Here is a 20,267-nt window from a genome sequence, read left to right as displayed (position 1 = left end):
GCCGTGCGACCGGCCTCGCGCGCGGGACGGCGATGCCCGGTCCCGCCCTGTGCGGCGGTCGGCGCGCTGCCGCCGCCCCTCGTCTCCCAGCCCGACCCGGCCCCGACCTTCTCCCCGCCCATCCCGACCCCGACCCCCGGCAGGTGACGGAAGTGTCCGACAGGGAACCGCGCCGCCGCGTGCCCGGGCCCGCCAAGCCTCCGCGGCCGCGGGGTGCCGTCCGGCGGCAGGCCGGGCCCGGTGCCCGGCCGGTGCGCCGACCCGGCGGGGCCCGGCCCCCGGTCGCGCCTCCCCTCCGGCTCGGCAGCCCCCGGCCCCGGCTGCGCCTGGTCAGCCTCGCCCTGACCCTGGTGCTGCTCGCCTTCGTCGTACGGCTGCTCCAAGTCCAGGCCGTCGACGCGAGCGCCTACACGGCCCGCGCCGAGCAGAACCGGTACGTGGTGCACACGCTGGCCGCCGAGCGCGGCGAGATCACCGACCGCAACGGGGTCGCCCTCGCCGTCAGCGAGGACGCCTACGACATCACGGCCGACCCGACCATGTTCGGCCCCAAGCAGCTGAAGATCGCCGACGGCCCGGAGCGGGCCGCCGCGCTGCTCGCCCCGATCCTCGGCCAGGACCAGGCGACGCTCGTCAGGAAGCTGCGGCCGGAGAACAGGAACGCCCGCTACACCCGGCTCGCCACCCGGCAGACCCCCCAGGTCTGGAAGCAGATCAAGGACCTGAAGACCGCGCTCGTCAACAAGGCCGAGACGGACCACGGCACCGTGAACGTGCTGGCCGGTGTCTTCGCCGACCCCAGCAGCCAGCGCGTGTACCCCAACGGCGACCTGGCCGCCGGGATACTGGGCTGGGTCAACGCCGACGGCCAGGGCGGCGGCGGCGTCGAGCAGCAGCTGGACAAGCAGCTCAGCGGGAAGGACGGCAAGGTCCGCTACGCCCAGGCCGGCGGGCGCGAGGTGCCGACGGTCGGGTCCACCGAGACACCCGCCGTCCCCGGCGCCGACGTGGAGCTGACCATCGACCGCGACATCCAGTGGGCGGCGCAGAACGCCATCACCGAGCAGGTGAAGAACTCCAAGGCGGACCGCGGCTACGTCATCGTCCAGGACACCCGCACCGGCCAGATCCTGGCCATGGCCAACTCGCCCGGCTTCGACCCGAACGACCTGGCGAAGGCCGACGGCGACGCCATGGGCAACGCGGCCCTCCAGGACGCCTACGAGCCCGGCTCCACCGCCAAGGTGATGTCGATGGCGGCCGTGCTGGAGCGGAACGTCGCGACCCCGCTCACGCACGTCGTCGTACCCAACCGGCTGCACCGCGGCGACCGCCTCTTCCAGGACGACATCGACCACCCCACCTGGAACCTCACGCTCAACGGCGTGCTCGCCAAGTCCAGCAACATCGGCACCATCCTGGCCACCGGCGAACTCGCCAAGAGCCAGCCCGAGGCCAACAAGGTCCTCTACACGTACCTGCGCAAGTTCGGCATCGGCGGCTACACCGGCCTCGGCTTCCCCGGCGAGACGCCCGGCATCCTCGCGCCGCCGCAGAAGTGGTCCACCTCCCAGCAGTACACGATCCCTTTCGGCCAGGGCTTCTCCATCAACGCCATGCAGGCCGCCTCCGTGTACTCGACCATCGCCAACGGCGGCGTCCGCGTGGAACCCACCCTGGTGCGCGGCACCAAGGGCGCCGACGGGCGCTTCACCCCGGCGCCGAAGCCCAAGCGGACCCGGGTCGTCAGCGAGAAGACGGCCAAGGGCGTCGCCCAGATGCTGGAGTCCGTCGTCGACGACGAGCAGGGCACCGGCGTGAAGGCCCGCATCCCCGGGTACCGGGTCGCGGGCAAGACCGGCACGGCCAACCGCGTGGATCCGGCCACCGGCCGCTACCGCGGCTACACCTCGTCGTTCGCCGGTTTCGCCCCCGCCGACAACCCGCGGATCACCGTCTACTGCGCCATCCAGAACGCCACGTCGGGCAGCTACTTCGGTGGCCAGATCTGCGGTCCCATCTACAAGCAGGTGATGGAGTTCGCCCTGAAGACCCTCCAGATCCCGCCGACCGGCGCGAAGGCAGCCAACCTGCCCGTCGAGTACAAGCCCTGATCAGCACCACGGAAACACCAGGAACCAGCTCGTGACAACGATCACCCCCGACGCCGGGAACCACGGCTCCGAGAGCCCCTCACTTCGCTCCGGAGCGGGTGCGCCCGGTACGCTCACCGCCGTGCCACACGCTGATCAGTCCCAAACCACCCAGAAGGGCCAACCCGTGACCTACCCGGGACTGCCCAGGCCGACGCGGCTCCCCGCCATCCCCCTCGCGGAGCTCGCCGACCAGCTGGGTGTCACCGCGCCGGAGGGCGCCGCCGAGATCACGGGGATCACCCACGACTCGCGCGCCGTCCGCCCCGGAGACCTGTACGCCGCCCTCCCGGGCGCCCGGCTGCACGGCGCCGACTTCGTCGCCCAGGCCGCGAGCCTGGGCGCCGCCGCCGTGCTCACCGACCCCACGGGCGCCGAGCGCGCCGCCGCGACCGGACTGCCCGTCCTGGTCCTCGCGGAGCCGCGCGCGCGGATGGGGGAGCTGGCGGCCACCATCTACGGCCACCCGGGCCGCGACCTGCTCCAGATCGGCATCACCGGCACCTCCGGCAAGACCACCACCGCCTATCTGGTCGAGGGCGGCCTGGGCGCGTCCCGCCGCACCGGACTCATCGGCACGGTGGAGATCCGCGTCGGCGACGAACGGATCAAGTCCGAGCGCACCACGCCCGAAGCCACCGACCTCCAGGCCCTGTTCGCCGTCATGCGCGAAGGCGGCGTCGAGGCGGTCGCCATGGAGGTCTCCAGCCACGCCCTGGTCCTCGGCCGGGTCGACGCCTGCGTCTTCGACGTCGCCGTCTTCACCAACCTCAGCCCGGAACACATGGAGTTCCACTCCGACATGGAGGACTACTTCCGGGCCAAGGCACAGCTCTTCACCCCGCAGCGCAGCAGACTCGGCGTGGTCAACGCCGACGACGACTACGGCCGCCGCCTCGCGCGCGAGGCGACCGTGCCGGTCGTCACCTTCTCCGCCGAGGGCCACCCCGACGCCGACTGGCGCGCCGAGGACGTCCAGGTCGGACCCATGGACTCGACGTTCACCGTGCTCGGCCCGGGCGGCGAGCGCGTGCACGCCAGGTCGCCGCTGCCGGGCCCCTTCAACGTGGCGAACACCCTCGCCGCCATCGTCGCCCTCGCCGTGGCCGGCCTCGACCCGCAGGCCGCCGCCGACGGCATCGCCGCCGTACCCGGCGTCCCGGGCCGCCTGGAGCGCGTCGACGCCGGGCAGCCCTACCTCGCGGTGGTCGACTACGCCCACAAGACCGACGCCGTCGAGTCGGTGCTCAAGGCACTGCGCAAGGTCACCAAGGGCCGGCTGCACATCGTCCTCGGCTGCGGCGGCGACCGCGACGAGACCAAGCGCGCCCCCATGGGCGCCGCCGCGGCCCGGCTCGCCGACACGGCCGTACTGACCTCCGACAACCCCCGCTCCGAGGACCCCCTCGCGATCCTCGCCACCATGCTCCAGGGCGCGGCCTCCGTGCCCGCGCACGAGCGCGGCGAGGTGCTCCTCTTCGAGGAACGGGCCGCCGCCATCGCCGCCGCCGTGGGCCGTGCCCAGGCCGGCGACACCGTGCTGGTCGCGGGCAAGGGCCACGAGCAGGGCCAGGACATCGCCGGCGTGGTCCGTCCCTTCGACGACCGCCAGGTGCTCCGCGAAGCCATCCAGAACACCCAGGGATGAAAATCCAGAAGACCCAGGGGATGAACTTGTGATCGCCCTCTCCCTCGCCGAGATCGCAGCAGTCGTCGGCGGGCAGACGCACGACATACCGGATCCGTCCGTCCAGGTCACGGGTCCGGTCGTCCGGGACTCCCGCGAGGTGGTGCCCGGCAGCCTGTTCGCCGCCTTCGTCGGCGAGCGCGTGGACGGCCACGACTACGCCGCACAGGTCGTCGCGGCCGGTGCGGCCGCCGTGCTGGCGTCCCGTCCGGTCGGCGTCCCCGCGATCGTCGTGGAGGACGTCCAGACGGCCCTCGGCGCCCTCGCCCGGCACGTCGTACGCCGGCTCGGCGCGACCCTCGTCGCCCTGACCGGCTCGGCCGGCAAGACCAGCACCAAGGACCTCATCGCGCAGGTGCTCCAGCGCAAGGCCCCGACGGTGTTCACGCCCGGCTCGCTCAACAACGAGATCGGGCTGCCGCTGACCGCCCTGTCCGCCACCGAGGAGACCAGGTTCCTCGTGCTGGAGATGGGCGCCCGCGGCATCGGGCACATCCGCTACCTCGCCGGCCTCACCCCGCCGAGGATCGGCCTGGTGCTCAACGTCGGCACCGCCCACATCGGCGAGTTCGGCGGACGCGAGCAGATCGCCCAGGCCAAGGGCGAACTCGTGGAGGCCCTCCCGGAGGACGGGGCGGCGGTCCTCAACGCCGACGACCCGCTGGTGCGCGCCATGGCCTCCCGTACCAAGGCGAAGGTGGTCCTTTTCGGAGAGTCGGCCGAAGCGGACGTACGCGCCGAGAACGTACGACTCACGGACAGCGGACAGCCCGCCTTCAGGCTTCACACACCCTCCGGTGCAGCCGATGTGACCATGCGCCTGTACGGTGAGCACCACGTGTCGAACGCGCTCGCCGCGGCCGCCGTCGCCCATGAGCTGGGCATGTCCGCGGAAGAGATCGCCCTCGCGCTCTCCGAGGCGGGCTCCCTCTCCCGCTGGCGCATGGAGGTCACCGAGCGCCCGGACGGCGTGACCATCGTCAACGACGCCTACAACGCCAACCCCGAGTCCATGCGGGCCGCCCTCAGGGCGCTCGCGGCCATGGGCAAGGGGCGCCGTACGTGGGCGGTGCTCGGCAAGATGGCCGAGCTGGGGGACGAGGCGCTCGCCGAGCACGACGCCGTCGGACGGCTCGCCGTCCGGCTCAACGTCAGCAAGCTCGTCGCCGTCGGGGGGATTGAGGCCTCCTGGCTGCAACTGGGCGCATATAACGAGGGTTCGTGGGGTGAGGAGTCGGTGCACGTGTCCGACGCACAGGCGGCGATCGACCTGTTGCGCAGCGAGTTGCGCCCGGGGGACGTCGTACTCGTGAAGGCGTCCCGTTCGGTGGGTCTGGAGAGTGTCGCCCAGGCGCTCACCGAGACCGGTGCCGAGGGTGAGGTTGCCGCCCGATGATGAAGCAGATCCTGTTCTCGGGAGTCATTGGCCTCTTCCTGACGCTGGTCGGCACCCCGCTGCTGATCAAGCTTCTCGCCCGCAAGGGCTACGGCCAGTACATCCGTGACGACGGCCCGCGCGAGCACGCCAGCAAGCGCGGTACGCCGACCATGGGCGGTATCGCCTTCATCCTGGCGACGATCGCCGCGTACTTCCTGAGCAAGCTCATCACCGGATACCCGCCCACCTACTCCGGGCTGCTGGTCCTCGGCCTGATGTTCGGCATGGGCCTCGTCGGCTTCCTCGACGACTACATCAAGATCGTCAAGCGGCGTTCGCTGGGCCTGCGGGCCAAGGCGAAGATGGCCGGCCAGCTGATCGTCGGCATCGCCTTCGCGGTGCTGTCGCTGCAGTTCGCCGACGCCCGCGGCAACACCCCCGCCTCCACCAAGCTGTCGTTCATCACCGACTTCGGCTGGTCGATCGGCCCGGTGCTGTTCGTGGTCTGGGCGCTGTTCATGATCCTCGCGATGTCGAACGGCGTGAACCTCACCGACGGTCTGGACGGCCTCGCCACCGGCGCCTCCGTCCTCGTCTTCGGCGCCTACACGTTCATCGGCGTCTGGCAGTTCCAGGAGTCCTGCGCCAACGCGGGCACCCTGACCAACCCGGGCGCCTGCTACGAGGTGCGCGACCCGCTGGACCTCGCGGTCGTCGCCTCCGCGCTGATGGGCGCCTGCCTCGGCTTCCTGTGGTGGAACACCTCGCCCGCCAAGATCTTCATGGGCGACACCGGTTCGCTCGCCCTCGGCGGTGTGCTGACGGGTCTGGCCATCCTCTCCCGCACGGAGCTGCTGGTGGCCATCATGGGCGGCCTGTTCGTCCTCATCACCATGTCGGTCGTCATCCAGGTCGGTTCCTTCCGGCTCACCGGCAAGCGCGTCTTCCGGATGGCACCGCTCCAGCACCACTTCGAACTCAAGGGCTGGTCCGAGGTCCTTGTGGTGGTCCGCTTCTGGATCATCCAGGGCATCTGTGTGATCGTCGGACTGGGCCTCTTCTACGCGGGATGGGCAGCGGACAAGTGACCTCCTCGGTGCCTTCTGGGCCTTCCGACTTCCAGGGCAAGCACATCACCGTCGCCGGACTCGGTGTCTCCGGCATCCCGGCGGCCAAGGCGCTGCACGCGCGCGGGGCGATCGTCACGGTCGTCAACGACGGCGACGACGCACGCGCGCGCGAGCAGGCCGCGGAACTGCGGGCGCTCGGCATCACCGTGCGCCTCGGCGACGGGGCCACCCTGCCGGAGGGCACCGAGCTGATCGTCACCGCGCCCGGCTGGCAGCCCGACAAGCCGCTGTTCCTGGCGGCCGAGGAGGCGGGTGTGCCCGTCTGGGGCGACGTGGAGCTGGCCTGGCGGCTGCGCGGCCCCGACGCGGCCCCCTGGCTGGCGGTCACGGGCACCAACGGCAAGACCACGACCGTCCAGATGCTCGCCTCCATCCTGAAGGCGGCGGGCCTGCGCACGGCCGCGGTGGGCAACATCGGCGTCTCCCTGCTGGACGCGGTCCTCGGCGAGGAGCGCCACGACGTTCTCGCCGTGGAGCTGTCCAGTTACCAGCTCCACTGGGCGCCCTCCCTGCGGGCGCACTCCGCGGTGGTCCTCAACATCGCGCCGGACCACCTGGACTGGCACGGCTCCATGGACGCGTACGCGCGTGACAAGGGCCGTGTGTACGAGGGCAACCAGGTGGCCTGCGTCTACAACACCGCCGACAAGGCCACCGAGGACCTGGTGCGCGAGGCCGACGTCGAGGAGGGCTGCCGGGCCATCGGGTTCACCCTGGGCACGCCCGGGCCCTCCCAACTCGGCGTGGTCGAGGGCATCCTCGTCGACCGGGCCTTCGTGGCGGACCGGCACAAGAACGCCCAGGAGCTGGCCGAGGTCTCCGACGTCCACCCGCCGGCCCCGCACAACATCGCCAACGCGCTTGCCGCCGCGGCCCTCGCGCGCGCCTTCGGGGTGCCCGCCACGGCCGTACGGGACGGTCTGCGGGCCTTCCGCCCGGACGCCCACCGCATCGCGCTCGTCGCCGGCATCGACGGCGTCGCGTACGTGGACGACTCCAAGGCGACCAACACCCACGCCGCGGAAGCCTCGTTGGCGGCGTACGAGTCGATCGTGTGGATCGCGGGCGGCCTGGCGAAGGGCGCGACCTTCGACGAACTGGTCGCCAAGTCGGCGAAGCGGCTGCGCGGAGCCGTCCTGATCGGCGCCGATCGTGCCCTGATCCGTGACGCCCTCGCGCGACACGCGCCGGAAGTACCCGTGGTCGACCTCGACCGGACCGACACTGGGGCGATGCTCCAGGCGGTGACGGAAGCGAAACGGCTGGCTCAGCCCGGCGACACGGTGCTGCTGGCCCCGGCCTGCGCCTCCATGGACATGTTCACCAACTACAACCAGCGCGGTGACGCGTTCGCGGCGGCGGTCCGCGAACTCGAAGCCGGAGCCTGACCCGGCCGCCCGCCGGGCGGATCTTGGGAGGGACGCGTGGGACGGTCGACGTTCAGTGGAGGCGCCGATGCCCAGTAGCCGTACCGGGAAGCCGCCCGTGCAGCGGGCGTCCCGGCGCCCCCGTCCCGCCGTTGCCCGGCCCCCGCGGGAGAACCCCGTGCAACGGCTCTACACGCGTGCGCGCAGGGCCTGGGACCGGCCGCTGACCGCCTACTATCTGATCGTGGGCGGCAGCGTGCTGATCACGGTGCTGGGCCTGGTGATGGTCTACTCGGCCTCCCAGATCACCGCGCTCCAGCTCTCGCTGCCCGGGTCGTACTTCTTCCGCAAGCAGGCCCTCGCCGCGCTCATCGGCGGCGCACTGCTGTTCGTCGCCTCGCGCATGCCGGTGAAACTGCACCGGGCGCTGGCCTACCCGATCCTCATCGGCGCCGTCTTCCTGATGGCCCTGGTGCAGGTCCCCGGGATAGGGATGGCGGTCAACGGCAACCAGAACTGGATCTCCCTCGGCGGCTCCTTCCAGATCCAGCCCAGCGAGTTCGGCAAGCTCGCCCTGGTGCTGTGGGGCGCGGACCTGATCGCCCGCAAGCAGGAGCGGAAGCTGCTGACCCAGTGGAAGCACATGCTGGTGCCGCTGGTCCCGGTCGCCTTCCTGCTGCTCGGGCTGATCATGCTCGGCGGCGACATGGGTACCGCGATCATCCTCACGGCGATCCTGTTCGGCCTGCTGTGGCTCGCGGGTGCGCCGACCCGGCTGTTCGCGGGCGTGCTGTCCGTCGCCGGCCTGATCGGTGTGACCCTCATCAAGACCAGCCCCAACCGCATGGCCCGGCTCGCCTGCATCGGCGCCACCGAGCCGAAGACCGGGGTCGCCGACTGCTGGCAGGCCGTGCACGGGATCTACGCCCTCGCCTCCGGCGGACTCTTCGGCTCCGGACTCGGCGCGAGTGTGGAAAAATGGGGCCAACTCCCTGAAGCCCACACCGACTTCATCTTCGCCGTCACCGGTGAGGAACTGGGTCTCGCGGGGACGCTGTCGGTGCTCGCCCTGTTCGCGGCTCTAGGCTATGCGGGTATCCGCGTGGCCGGACGCACGGAGGACCCCTTCGTGAGGTACGCCGCGGGAGGCGTGACCACCTGGATCACCGCCCAGGCGGTGATCAACATCGGTGCGGTGCTCGGCCTGCTGCCGATCGCCGGCGTCCCGCTCCCGCTGTTCTCCTACGGAGGGTCAGCCCTGCTGCCGACCATGTTCGCCATCGGGCTGCTGATCGCCTTCGCGCGCGACGAGCCCGCTGCGCGGGCAGCGCTTGCGATGCGGCAACCTCGCTTTGGTAGAAAGCGGGCGGGAGGCTCCGGTGCCGAGCGGGGGCCTCGGAGATGGAACACGATGCGACGGCGTGCCTCGGCGGCGCGTTCGTCCGGAGAGCGGTGAATTTCGGTGCATGTCGTACTCGCCGGTGGGGGGACCGCCGGCCACATCGAGCCCGCGCTCGCCCTCGCGGACGCCCTGCGCAGGCAGGACCCGAGCGTGGGGATCACGGCCCTGGGCACGGAGCGCGGCCTGGAGACCCGGCTCGTCCCGGAGCGCGGCTACGAGCTGGCGCTGATCCCGGCGGTTCCGCTGCCGCGCAAGCCCACCCCCGAGCTGATCACCGTCCCGGGCCGGCTGCGCGGCACGATCAAGGCCGCCGAGCAGATCCTGGAGCGCACGAAGGCGGACTGCGTGGTCGGCTTCGGCGGTTACGTCGCCCTGCCCGGCTACCTGGCCGCCAAGCGCCTCGGTGTACCCATCGTGATCCACGAGGCCAACGCCCGCCCGGGCCTGGCCAACAAGATCGGTTCGCGGTACGCGGCCCGGGTCGCCGTCTCCACCCCGGACAGCAAGCTGCGTGACGCCCGCTACATCGGCATCCCGCTGCGCCGCTCCATCGCCACGCTGGACCGCGCCGCCGTCCGGCCCGAGGCCCGCCACCGCTTCGGCCTCGACCCGAACCTGCCGACACTGCTGGTCTCCGGCGGCTCGCAGGGCGCCCGCCGGCTGAACGAGGTGACGCAGGCCGTCGCCCCCTGGCTGCAGCAGGCCGGCATCCAGATCCTGCACGCGGTCGGCCCGAAGAACGAACTGCCGCAGGTGCAGCAGATGCCGGGGATGCCCCCCTACATCCCGGTAAGTTACCTGGACCGGATGGACCTCGCGTACGCCGCGGCCGACATGATGCTCTGCCGCGCCGGCGCGATGACCGTCGCCGAACTCTCCGCCGTCGGACTCCCGGCCGCCTACGTCCCGCTGCCCATCGGCAACGGCGAACAGCGGCTCAACGCCCAGCCGGTGGTCAAGGCCGGCGGCGGACTCCTCGTGGACGACGCCGAGCTGACGCCCGAGTGGGTCCAGCAGAACGTGCTGCCCGTGCTCGCCGACCCGCACCGGCTGTACGAGATGTCCCGCGCGGCAAGCGAGTTCGGCCGCAGGGACGCCGACGACCTGCTCGTCGGCATGGTGTACGAGGCGATCGCCTCGCGCCGATAGGACCGTATGACGAAAGGGCAGTGAGCAGCGTGGCCGGACCCTCCACCGCCGAGCGCGGTGAACGCCAGCAGGAGTCGTCCGGCCCGCCGCCCGCTCGCGGGCTCAGGCGGCTCCGCCTTCGTACGATTGTCGTTCTGGCCGCCGTTCTGGTGCTCCTCGCGGCCGGTACCGGCTGGGCGTTGTACGGCTCGCGGTGGCTGCGCGTCACCCACGTCTCGGTGTCGGGCACGCACGTGCTGACCCCCGCGCAGGTGCGCGCGGCGGCGGCCGTGCCCGTCGGGAAGCCGATGATCTCCCTCGACACGGAGGCCGTCGAAGCCCGGCTTCGCCGGAAATTGCCCCGAATTGACACCGTGGACGTGGTTCGTTCCTGGCCTCATGGAATCGGCCTGAAAGTGATCGAACGCACTCCGGTTCTGCTGATCCGAAAGGGCCGGAACTTCGTCGAAGTCGATGACGAAGGTGTCCGGTTCGCTACGGTTCCGCAGGCGCCGAACGGCGTTCCGATGCTGGAATTGTCCGCTTCCCGGACCGGTCCGGGCGCGGCGAGCTTCCGGCGCTTCGGCGAGGGCCGTCTGGTGCGCGAGGCCGTCCGGGTCGCCGGTGACCTGCCCCGCCCCGTGTCGCGGGCCACCCGGACCGTCCGCGTCCGCTCCTTCGACGCCATCGCGCTGGAGTTGGGCGACGGCCGCACGGTGGCCTGGGGCAGCGGCGAGAACGGCCGCGCGAAGGCACGGGCCCTCACGGCTCTCATGAAAGCAGTACCCGGCGCGCGGCACTTCGATGTCAGCGTCCCCACCGCCCCGGCGTCATCGGGGAGTTGACGCACATCAGCGCAGGCCAGCACCCTGGTTGGGCACTGCTACGGCTGATCACATAGGGTGAAAAGAAAAACGGGAGGTTCGGCGTGTTCGTTGAACGGGCGCCACTTGTCGACTTAGTGTCCTGTTCAGAAGACTCCAGGGAACAGACACACTGGTAACCCTAAACTTCAAGGTTAGGGTTCGGGTCGGCGCTACGGACCGTCCCATTCGGCATCCGTCGTCCCGGCGCGGGGCACCGCCCGGCGGCGACAACGTAATTCGAGGCGAGAGGCCTTCGACGTGGCAGCACCGCAGAACTACCTCGCAGTCATCAAGGTCATCGGTGTCGGCGGCGGTGGTGTCAATGCCATCAACCGGATGATCGAGGTCGGTCTCAAGGGCGTCGAGTTCATCGCCATCAACACCGACGCACAGGCGCTGTTGATGAGCGACGCCGACGTCAAGCTCGACGTCGGCCGCGAACTCACCCGCGGACTCGGCGCCGGAGCCAACCCGGCCGTCGGCCGCAAGGCCGCCGAGGACCACCGCGAGGAGATCGAGGAGGTCCTCAAGGGGGCCGACATGGTCTTCGTGACGGCCGGTGAAGGCGGCGGCACCGGCACCGGCGGGGCTCCCGTCGTGGCCAACATCGCGCGCTCGCTCGGCGCCCTCACCATCGGCGTGGTCACCCGCCCGTTCACCTTCGAGGGGCGGCGGCGCGCGAACCAGGCCGAGGACGGCATCGCAGAACTGCGCGAAGAGGTCGACACCCTCATCGTGATCCCGAACGACCGGCTGCTGTCCATCTCCGACCGCCAGGTCTCGGTCCTGGACGCCTTCAAGTCCGCCGACCAGGTCCTGCTCTCCGGTGTCCAGGGCATCACCGACCTCATCACCACGCCCGGCCTGATCAACCTGGACTTCGCCGACGTCAAGTCGGTCATGTCCGAGGCGGGCTCGGCCCTCATGGGCATCGGTTCGGCCCGCGGCGACGACCGCGCGGTGGCCGCGGCCGAGATGGCGATCTCCTCGCCGCTGCTGGAGGCGTCCATCGACGGCGCCCGGGGCGTGCTGCTCTCCATCTCCGGCGGCTCCGACCTCGGCCTCTTCGAGATCAACGAGGCCGCCCAGCTGGTCAGCGAGGCCGCCCACCCCGAGGCCAACATCATCTTCGGCGCGGTCATCGACGACGCCCTCGGCGACGAGGTCCGGGTCACCGTGATCGCGGCCGGCTTCGACGGCGGCCAGCCGCCGGCCCGCCGGGACAACGTGCTCGGCTCGGCGTCCTCCGGCTCGGGCTCCGCCCGCCGCGAGGAGCCCGCCCCGGCCCGGCCGAGCGAGCCCAGCCGTCCGTCCTTCGGCTCGCTGGGCAGCGTCAAGCCGAAGGAGGAGCCGGAGCCGGCGCCCGAGCCGGTGGCCGACATCCCGGTCACCCCGCCGATCACCCCGGCCCCGCGTCCCGCCTACTCGGACAGCGCGGCCGAGGAGCTGGACGTCCCGGACTTCCTCAAGTGATAGGACAGCACGAGAGCGTGAGCGGCGCGCACTTCGCCTTCACCGACCGGTGGGGCGGGGTGAGCGCCGCTCCGTATGAGGAGCTGAACCTCGGCGGCGCGGTCGGCGACGCGGCCGAGGCGGTGCGGGGCAACCGGGAACTGGCGGCCAAGTCGCTGGGCCTGGACCCCGCCCGGGTGGTGTGGATGAACCAGGTGCACGGCGCGGACGTGGCCGTGGTGGACGAGCCGTGGGGTGAGCGCGCGGTGCCGGAGGTCGACGCGATCGTCACCGCCCGCCGCGGACTCGCCCTCGCCGTCCTCACCGCCGACTGCGTGCCGGTGCTGCTGGCGGACCCCGTCGCCGGGGTCGCCGCCGCGGTCCACGCGGGCCGGCCCGGCATGGTGAAGGGAGTCGTCCCCGCCGCCGTACGGGCCATGGCGGAACTCGGCGCCGAGCCGGGCCGGATCGTCGCCCGCACCGGACCGGCCGTCTGCGGCCGGTGCTACGAGGTGCCGGAGGCGATGCGCGCCGAGGTGGCCGCCGTCGAGCCGGCGGCGCGCGCCGAAACGAGCTGGGGCACGCCGGCGCTCGACGTGAGCGCCGGGGTGCACGCGCAGCTCGACCGGCTCGGGGTGTGCGACCGGGCGCAGACGCCGGTGTGCACGCTGGAGTCGGACGACCACTTCTCGTACCGCCGCGACCGCACCACCGGTCGGCTCGCGGGCTACGTCTGGCTGGACTGATGGGGCATGACGGACCGTAAGACCGAACTCGCCGCGAACCTGGCGAAGGTGGAGGAGCGCATCGCCGCCGCGTGCGCGGCGGCCGGTCGCGCGCGGGAGGAGGTGACCCTCATCGTGGTCACCAAGACCTACCCGGCGAGCGATGTGCGGATCCTGTCGGATCTCGGTGTGCGCCATGTCGCCGAGAACCGCGACCAGGACGCGGCCCCGAAGGCCGCCGCCTGCGCGGATCTGCCCCTCGCGTGGCACTTCGTCGGGCAGTTGCAGACCAACAAGGTGCGTTCCGTGGTCGGTTACGCCGATGTCGTGCAGTCCGTCGACCGGGCCCGGCTCGTCTCCGCGCTGTCGAAGGAGGCGGTGCGGGCGGAGCGCGAGGTGGGCTGCCTCGTCCAGGTGGCCCTCGACGCCGATGCGAGCGGCCGGGGCGAGCGCGGTGGCGTGGCCCCCGGCGGAATCGAAGAGTTGGCCGACCTCGTCGCCGGGGCGCCCGGGCTGCGGCTCGACGGGCTGATGACCGTCGCTCCGCTCACCGGGGAGTACGCGGGGCGCGAACAGGCGGCGTTCGAGCGGCTCATGGATTTGTCGACTGACCTGCGCCGAACTCATCCGGCTGCAACCATGGTGTCGGCAGGGATGAGCGCGGACCTCGAACAGGCCGTGGCAGCCGGGGCGACACATGTGCGCGTCGGCACCGCGGTACTCGGAGTCCGCCCCAGGCTCGGGTAACGTCGCCAGGAAGTCGGACCACAGCAGAAAATATGGTCAATGCGCGCCAAGGCGGGCGCAAGGACCACGTGGATCGCGGGCACTTGGCAGTCGTCAGTCGATCCACCACAGAGCGGAGGACTCAGAGCATGGCCGGCGCGATGCGCAAGATGGCGGTCTACCTCGGCCTCGTGGAGGACGATGGGTACGACGGCCGCGGATTCGACCCCGACGACGACTTCGAGCCCGAACTGGACCCGGAGCCGGAGCGGGACCACCGACGGCACGAACCGTCACACCAGTCGCACGGCGCACATCAGTCCCAAAGGGACGAAGAGGTGCGAATCGTGCAACCGCCCGCGCCTCGCGAGCCGGTGGCCCGTTCGGCTTCGCTCGCCGCGGAATCCGGACGTCCGGCGCGGATCGCGCCCGTGGCATCCATCACACAAGAACGCCAGTCCCTGGAGAAGAACGCACCGGTGATCATGCCCAAGGTCGTGTCCGAACGAGAGCCTTACCGGATCACCACGCTGCACCCGCGGACCTACAACGAGGCCCGTACCATCGGGGAACACTTCCGTGAGGGCACCCCGGTGATCATGAATCTGACTGAGATGGACGACACAGACGCGAAGCGACTTGTCGACTTTGCGGCCGGTTTGGTGTTTGGTCTTCACGGCAGCATCGAGCGGGTGACGCAGAAGGTGTTCCTGTTGTCTCCTGCTAACGTCGATGTCACGGCGGAGGACAAGGCCCGCATCGCAGAGGGCGGGTTCTTCAACCAGAGCTGAGACGTACGACCGGACCGAAGCACGGAAGAACATGGACAGGGGAGAGGGAACCACAGGCCATGAGCGTGTTCGCGCAGGTGATCTACATCGCGCTGATGGTGTTCCTCGTCGTGCTCATCTTCCGGCTGGTCATGGACTACGTCTTCCAGTTCGCCCGCTCGTGGCAACCCGGCAAGGCGATGGTGGTCGTACTGGAGGCCACCTACACTGTCACCGATCCACCGCTGAAGCTTCTGCGGCGGTTCATCCCGCCGCTGCGTCTCGGGGGCGTGGCGCTCGACCTGTCCTTCTTCGTACTGATGATCATCGTCTACATTCTCATCTCCATCGCGCAGAACTTCGTGAGATGAGGGTGGAGACGATCCGGTCTTGCCGACTGCCGATGACTACGTTGAGGTGAAGAGATGCCGTTGACCCCCGAGGACGTGCGGAACAAGCAGTTCACGACCGTCCGCCTCCGAGAAGGCTATGACGAGGACGAGGTCGATGCCTTCCTCGACGAGGTCGAAGCCGAACTGACCCGTCTGCTCCGCGAGAACGAGGACCTGCGCGCCAAACTGGCCGCGGCCACGAGGGCTGCCGCGCAGAACCAGCAGAACGCGCGCAAGCCCCCGGAGCAGGACCAGCAACAGCACCAGCAGCACCAGCAGCAGGGCATGCGAGGTCCCGGCGCTCCGGTACCCGCCGGCATATCGGGCCCGCCGCAGCAGCAGATGGGCGGCCCCATGGGTGGTCCGCCCCAGCTGCCGAGCGGTGCCCCGCAGCTGCCCGCCGGCCCCGGCGGTCAGGGCGGCCCGCAGGGTCCCGGCCCGATGGGCCAGGGTCCGATGGGTCAGGGCCCGATGGGCGGCCAGCCGCCCATGCAGCAGCAGATGGGCGGCCCGATGGGCGGTCCCATGGGTGGCCCCATGGGCGGTCCGATGGGCGGCCCCGGTCAGGGCCCCGGTGGCGACAGCGCCGCCCGTGTCCTCTCGCTGGCCCAGCAGACCGCCGACCAGGCGATCGCCGAGGCCCGTTCCGAGGCCAACAAGATCGTCGGCGAGGCCCGCAGCCGCGCCGAGGGTCTGGAGCGTGACGCCCGTGCCAAGGCCGACGCCCTGGAGCGGGACGCGCAGGAGAAGCACCGCGTCGCCATGGGTTCCCTGGAGTCCGCGCGCGCCACGCTGGAGCGCAAGGTCGAGGACCTGCGCGGCTTCGAGCGCGAGTACCGCACCCGCCTGAAGTCGTACCTGGAGTCGCAGCTGCGCCAGCTGGAGACCCAGGCCGACGACTCGCTGGCCCCGCCGCGCACCCCGGCCACCGCGTCCCTGCCGCCGTCCCCGTCGCCCTCCATGGCTCCGGCCGGCGCGAGCGCCCCGTCCTACGGCGGCAACCAGACGATGGGCGGCTCGCCCGCCCCGTCCGCGCCGTCCTACGGCGGTCAGCAGCAGATGACCCCGGCCATGACCCAGCCGATGGCTCCGGTCCGTCCGCAGGGTCCGTCCCCGATGGGCCAGGCCCCCTCGCCGATGCGTGGGTTCCTGATCGACGAGGACGACAACTGACGGGTCACTCAAGACCGGTACGACAACGGCGTCGGCAGCGTCTGATAGGGCGGGCCCCCCGGACTTCGGTCCCGGGGGCCCGCCCTTTTTACGCGGGTTGCGTCAGGTGGCTCGGGAACGCGGCGAGCCCCGCACGGCGACCGGACCGACCGTCACGCATGCCGTCACGCAGTCCGTCCCGCATGCGTCACGCAGGGAAGCAGGGCCCGGCCTCCTCGACGGAGACCGGGCCCTGCTCTTCGTGTACCGCTCGGCGCCTACGCCTTGCGCAGCCGGAACGTCAGCGACAGCCCCTCGTCGGTGAACGCGGCACCGTAGCCGTCGTCGGCCTCACCCTGGCCGAAGTCGGTGGCCAGCACCTCGTCGGCGATCAGCTCGCCGTGCTCGGCGAGCGCGGCGACCACGGCCGGGTCGGTGGACGTCCACCGCAGGGCGATCCGGTCGGCCACGTCCAACCCGCTGTTCTTGCGGGCCTCCTGGATCAGCCGGATCGCGTCCCGGGCCAGGCCCGCCTGCCGCAGCTCCTCGGTGATCTCCAGGTCCAGCGCCACCGTGGCACCGGAGTCGGAGGCCACCGACCAGCCCTCGCGCGGGGTCTCCGTGATGATCACCTCGTCCGGGGCGAGGGTGACCGTCTCACCGTCGACGTCCACCGAGGCCGTGCCGTCGCGCAGGGCCAGGGACAGCGCGGCCGCGTCCGCGGCGGCGATCGCCTTCGCCACGTCCTGAACCCGCTTGCCGAACCGCTTGCCGAGCGCCCGGAAGTTCGCCTTCGCCGTCGTGTCGACCAGGCTGCCGCCGACCTCCGACAGGGAGGCGAGGGACGAGACGTTCAGCTCCTCGGTGATCTGCGCGTGCAGCTCCGGGTTCAGCGCGTCGAACCCGGTGGCCGCGATGAGCGCACGGGACAGCGGCTGGCGGGTCTTGACGCCCGACTCCGCGCGCGTGGCGCGGCCCAGTTCCACGAGCCGCCGGACCAGGACCATCTGCTTCGACAGCTGCGGGTCGATCGCCGACAGGTCCGCCTCCGGCCAGGCGGCCAGGTGCACGGACTCGGGCGCGCCCGGGGTGACCGGAACGACCAGGTCCTGCCACACCCGCTCGGTGATGAACGGGGTGATCGGCGCCATCAGCCTGGTGACCGTCTCCAGCACCTCGTGCAGTGTGCGCAGCGCGGCCTTGTCGCCCTGCCAGAAGCGGCGGCGGGACCGGCGGACGTACCAGTTCGAGAGGTCGTCGACGAACGCGGACAGCAGCTTGCCGGCGCGCTGGGTGTCGTACGCCTCCAGCGCCTGGGTGACCTGGTCGGTCAGCGCGTGCAGCTCGGAGAGCAGCCAGCGGTCCAGCACCGGGCGCTCGGCCGGGGCCGGGTCCGCCGCGGACGGGGCCCAGTCCGACGTACGGGCGTACAGGGCCTGGAAGGCGACCGTGTTCCAGTACGTCAGCAGGGTCTTGCGGACGACCTCCTGGATCGTGCCGTGACCCACCCGGCGCGCGGCCCACGGGGAGCCGCCGGCCGCCATGAACCAGCGCACCGCGTCCGCGCCGTGCTGGTCCATGAGGGGGATCGGCTGCAGGATGTTGCCCAGGTGCTTGGACATCTTGCGGCCGTCCTCGGCCAGGATGTGGCCGAGGCAGACGACGTTCTCGTACGACGACCTGTCGAAGACGAGGGTGCCGACGGCCATCAGCGTGTAGAACCAGCCACGGGTCTGGTCGATCGCCTCGGAGATGAACTGCGCCGGGTAGCGGCTCTCGAACAGCTCCTTGTTCTTGTACGGGTAGCCCCACTGCGCGAACGGCATCGAGCCCGAGTCGTACCAGGCGTCGATGACCTCGGGCACGCGCGTGGCCGTCCGGCCGCAGCCCTCGTGCGGGCAGGCGAAGGTGACCTCGTCGATGTACGGGCGGTGCGGGTCCAGGTCCGACTGGTCGGTGCCGGTCAGCTCGGTCAGCTCCGCGCGGGAGCCGACGCAGGTGAGGTGGTCGTCCTCGCAGCGCCAGATCGGCAGCGGGGTGCCCCAGTAGCGGTTGCGGGACAGCGCCCAGTCGATGTTGTTGTTGAGCCAGTCGCCGAAGCGGCCGTGCTTGACCGTCTCCGGGAACCAGTTGGTCTTCTCGTTCTCCTGGATCAGCCGGTCCTTGACGGCCGTCGTGCGGATGTACCAGGAGGGCTGCGCGTAGTAGAGCAGCGCGGTGTGGCAGCGCCAGCAGTGCGGGTAGCTGTGTTCGTACGGCAGGTGCTTGAAGAGGAGGCCGCGCTGCTGGAGGTCCGCGGTGAGCTTTTCGTCCGCCTTCTTGAAGAAGACGCCCCCGACCAGCGGGACGTCCTCCTCGAAGGTGCCGTCCGGGCGGACCGGGTTCACCACGGGCAGGCCGTAGGAGCGGCAGACCTTGAGGTCGTCCTCACCGAAGGCGGGGGACTGGTGGACCAGACCCGTGCCGTCCTCGGTGGTCACGTACTCGGCGTTGACCACGAAGTGGGCGGGCTCCGGGAACTCCACCAGCTCGAACGGCCGCTGGTACGTCCAGCGCTCCATCTCGGCGCCGGTGAAGGTCTGGCCCGTGGTCTCCCAGCCCTCGCCGAGCGCCTTGGCGACGAGCGGTTCGGCGACGACGAGTTTCTCCTCGCCGTCGGTCGCGACGACGTAGGTGACGTCGGGGTGCGCGGCGACCGCCGTGTTGGACACCAGGGTCCAGGGGGTCGTCGTCCACACCAGGAGCGCGGCCTCGCCGGCGAGTGGACCGGAGGTGAGCGGGAAACGGACGTACACGGACGGGTCGACGACCGTCTCGTAGCCCTGGGCCAGCTCGTGGTCGGACAGGCCGGTGCCGCAGCGCGGGCACCAGGGGGCGACGCGGTGGTCCTGGACCAGCAGGCCCTTGGTGAAGATCTCCTTCAGCGACCACCAGACCGACTCGATGTACTCGGGGTCCATCGTGACGTAGGCGTCGTCCAGGTCGACCCAGTAGCCCATCCGGGTCGTCAGGTCGGAGAAGGCGTCGGTGTGGCGGAGGACGGACTCCCGGCACCTGGCGTTGAACTCGGCGATGCCGTACGCCTCGATGTCCTTCTTGCCGGAGAAGCCCAGCTCCTTCTCGACGGCCAGTTCGACGGGGAGGCCGTGGCAGTCCCAGCCGGCCTTGCGGGCCACGTGGTAGCCGCGCATGGTGCGGAAGCGGGGGAAGACGTCCTTGAAGACGCGGGCCTCGATGTGGTGGGCGCCGGGCATGCCGTTGGCGGTGGGCGGGCCCTCGTAGAACACCCACTCGGGGCGGCCCTCGGACTGCTCCAGGCTCTTGGCGAAGATCTTCTGCTCGCGCCAGAAGTCGAGCACGGCGTGCTCAAGAGCGGGCAGGTCGACCTGTGCGGGCACCTGGCGGTACGTCGGCGCTGTCATCTGCGAGCATCCTCCAACGGACTTGCTGCCTTCCGTCGGAGGGACGAGAGCCTTCGTTCCTGTCTACGCCGTGTGCGGCGCGCTCCCGCGGTACCACCCTCCTTGGCCCTCCGCCGTGCCGTACACGCCGGTGAGCCCCCTCATTGGGGTCGCGAAGCCGGTTCTACTCGCCGTCGCCCTGGGGCTGCGGCTTTCTTCCGGCGGCTCCGGGGTGATCTTCACGTCGCGCTCGCCCCCGGGCTCACACCGTCCCCGGGTCGCTCTGGGCTGCGTACGCCGCTACTCGTCCCCATCCACGCTTCTCGCTCCGCCCAGTGTACGGCGCCCCGCGGACAGCGGCGGACCGGTTTTCCGCGCGGCGCCGGCGGATGCCGGACGACGGGGCGGATGACCCGAATGGCGAGGGGTGGGCGCCCGCGGCCGGGAGGGGTCCGGCCCGGCGGATTACCCGGCGGGGAGCTGGGCACAACGGATGCAGGCCCGTGGCCCCGGGGGTGCGGGCGGGCGAATCGGGCGG

15 protein-coding genes are annotated in these 20,267 nt (G+C 71.1%); 14 read left to right on the top strand and 1 reads right to left on the bottom strand.

Annotated features, from left to right (window positions below; all coding sequences use genetic code 11):
• The first annotated feature begins 152 nt into the window (after positions 1-152).
• From ACZ4VF_RS09475 to ACZ4VF_RS09410, 14 genes are all read left to right on the top strand, one after another.
• Positions 153-2,114 carry a peptidoglycan D,D-transpeptidase FtsI family protein gene (locus ACZ4VF_RS09475; protein ID WP_467924353.1) on the top strand — a complete coding sequence of 654 codons (1,962 nt, stop codon included), beginning with the start codon at positions 153-155 and terminating at the stop codon, positions 2,112-2,114.
• A gap of 31 nt (positions 2,115-2,145) precedes the next feature.
• Entirely contained in the window at positions 2,146-3,801 is a 1,656-nt protein-coding gene (locus tag ACZ4VF_RS09470) for a UDP-N-acetylmuramoyl-L-alanyl-D-glutamate--2,6-diaminopimelate ligase (RefSeq protein WP_467924351.1), read from the top strand.
• 28 nt (positions 3,802-3,829) lie between these two features.
• Positions 3,830-5,236 (top strand): UDP-N-acetylmuramoyl-tripeptide--D-alanyl-D-alanine ligase, encoded by a 1,407-nt coding sequence (locus tag ACZ4VF_RS09465; RefSeq protein WP_467924349.1) that lies wholly within the window; start codon positions 3,830-3,832, stop codon positions 5,234-5,236.
• Entirely contained in the window at positions 5,236-6,306 is a 1,071-nt protein-coding gene (gene mraY, locus ACZ4VF_RS09460; protein WP_208887054.1) for a phospho-N-acetylmuramoyl-pentapeptide-transferase, read from the top strand. The genes ACZ4VF_RS09465 and mraY overlap by 1 nt, the downstream gene beginning before the upstream one ends.
• Complete coding sequence (gene murD / locus ACZ4VF_RS09455; RefSeq protein ID WP_467924347.1) at positions 6,288-7,736, top strand: UDP-N-acetylmuramoyl-L-alanine--D-glutamate ligase; 1,449 nt, start codon at positions 6,288-6,290, stop codon at positions 7,734-7,736. Before mraY ends, murD begins: the two co-directional genes overlap by 19 nt.
• A gap of 67 nt (positions 7,737-7,803) precedes the next feature.
• Positions 7,804-9,171 carry a putative lipid II flippase FtsW gene (ftsW, locus tag ACZ4VF_RS09450; protein WP_467924345.1) on the top strand — a complete coding sequence of 456 codons (1,368 nt, stop codon included), beginning with the start codon at positions 7,804-7,806 and terminating at the stop codon, positions 9,169-9,171.
• A 6-nt stretch (positions 9,172-9,177) separates the two neighbouring features.
• Positions 9,178-10,266 carry an undecaprenyldiphospho-muramoylpentapeptide beta-N-acetylglucosaminyltransferase gene (murG, locus tag ACZ4VF_RS09445; RefSeq protein WP_467924343.1) on the top strand — a complete coding sequence of 363 codons (1,089 nt, stop codon included), beginning with the start codon at positions 9,178-9,180 and terminating at the stop codon, positions 10,264-10,266.
• 29 nt (positions 10,267-10,295) lie between these two features.
• Positions 10,296-11,090 carry a cell division protein FtsQ/DivIB gene (locus tag ACZ4VF_RS09440; RefSeq protein WP_467925584.1) on the top strand — a complete coding sequence of 265 codons (795 nt, stop codon included), beginning with the start codon at positions 10,296-10,298 and terminating at the stop codon, positions 11,088-11,090.
• Positions 11,091-11,369: 279 nt separating this feature from the next.
• A complete protein-coding gene (gene ftsZ, locus ACZ4VF_RS09435) occupies positions 11,370-12,584 on the top strand; it encodes a cell division protein FtsZ (RefSeq protein WP_467924341.1) in 1,215 nt (404 codons plus the stop codon).
• The gene (gene pgeF, locus ACZ4VF_RS09430; protein ID WP_467924339.1) at positions 12,581-13,309 is read left to right on the top strand and encodes a peptidoglycan editing factor PgeF; all 729 of its coding nucleotides are present in this window, start codon (positions 12,581-12,583) and stop codon (positions 13,307-13,309) included. Before ftsZ ends, pgeF begins: the two co-directional genes overlap by 4 nt.
• A gap of 6 nt (positions 13,310-13,315) precedes the next feature.
• Positions 13,316-14,035: a YggS family pyridoxal phosphate-dependent enzyme gene (locus ACZ4VF_RS09425; protein ID WP_467924337.1), complete on the top strand. Its 720-nt coding sequence runs from the start codon at positions 13,316-13,318 to the stop codon at positions 14,033-14,035.
• 128 nt (positions 14,036-14,163) lie between these two features.
• Positions 14,164-14,805 (top strand): cell division protein SepF, encoded by a 642-nt coding sequence (locus ACZ4VF_RS09420; protein WP_055633826.1) that lies wholly within the window; start codon positions 14,164-14,166, stop codon positions 14,803-14,805.
• A gap of 59 nt (positions 14,806-14,864) precedes the next feature.
• Positions 14,865-15,155, top strand: a complete 291-nt coding sequence (locus tag ACZ4VF_RS09415; RefSeq protein WP_161298001.1) for a YggT family protein — start codon at positions 14,865-14,867, stop codon at positions 15,153-15,155.
• A 54-nt stretch (positions 15,156-15,209) separates the two neighbouring features.
• The gene (locus ACZ4VF_RS09410; RefSeq protein WP_467924334.1) at positions 15,210-16,349 is read left to right on the top strand and encodes a DivIVA domain-containing protein; all 1,140 of its coding nucleotides are present in this window, start codon (positions 15,210-15,212) and stop codon (positions 16,347-16,349) included.
• 257 nt (positions 16,350-16,606) lie between these two features.
• Here ACZ4VF_RS09410 and ileS read toward each other — a convergent pair whose 3' ends face one another.
• Entirely contained in the window at positions 16,607-19,750 is a 3,144-nt protein-coding gene (gene ileS, locus ACZ4VF_RS09405) for an isoleucine--tRNA ligase (protein WP_467924332.1), read from the bottom strand.
• Positions 19,751-20,267: the final 517 nt, after the last annotated feature.

It is taken from the genome of Streptomyces sp. NPDC029151, from assembly GCF_055564315.1.
The sequence above is the reverse complement of the archived record's forward strand: the minus strand, read 5'-3'. Positions and strand labels throughout refer to the sequence as shown.

Coding starts and splice junctions, on each gene's coding strand:
- ACZ4VF_RS09420 (WP_055633826.1), top strand. CDS start 14,164: ATGGCCGGCGCGATGCGCAAGATGGCGGTCTACCTCGGCCTCGTGGAG.
- ileS (WP_467924332.1), bottom strand. CDS start 19,750: ATGACAGCGCCGACGTACCGCCAGGTGCCCGCACAGGTCGACCTGCCC.
- ACZ4VF_RS09425 (WP_467924337.1), top strand. CDS start 13,316: ATGACGGACCGTAAGACCGAACTCGCCGCGAACCTGGCGAAGGTGGAG.
- ftsW (WP_467924345.1), top strand. CDS start 7,804: ATGCCCAGTAGCCGTACCGGGAAGCCGCCCGTGCAGCGGGCGTCCCGG.
- murD (WP_467924347.1), top strand. CDS start 6,288: ATGGGCAGCGGACAAGTGACCTCCTCGGTGCCTTCTGGGCCTTCCGAC.
- ACZ4VF_RS09410 (WP_467924334.1), top strand. CDS start 15,210: ATGCCGTTGACCCCCGAGGACGTGCGGAACAAGCAGTTCACGACCGTC.
- ACZ4VF_RS09415 (WP_161298001.1), top strand. CDS start 14,865: ATGAGCGTGTTCGCGCAGGTGATCTACATCGCGCTGATGGTGTTCCTC.
- mraY (WP_208887054.1), top strand. CDS start 5,236: ATGAAGCAGATCCTGTTCTCGGGAGTCATTGGCCTCTTCCTGACGCTG.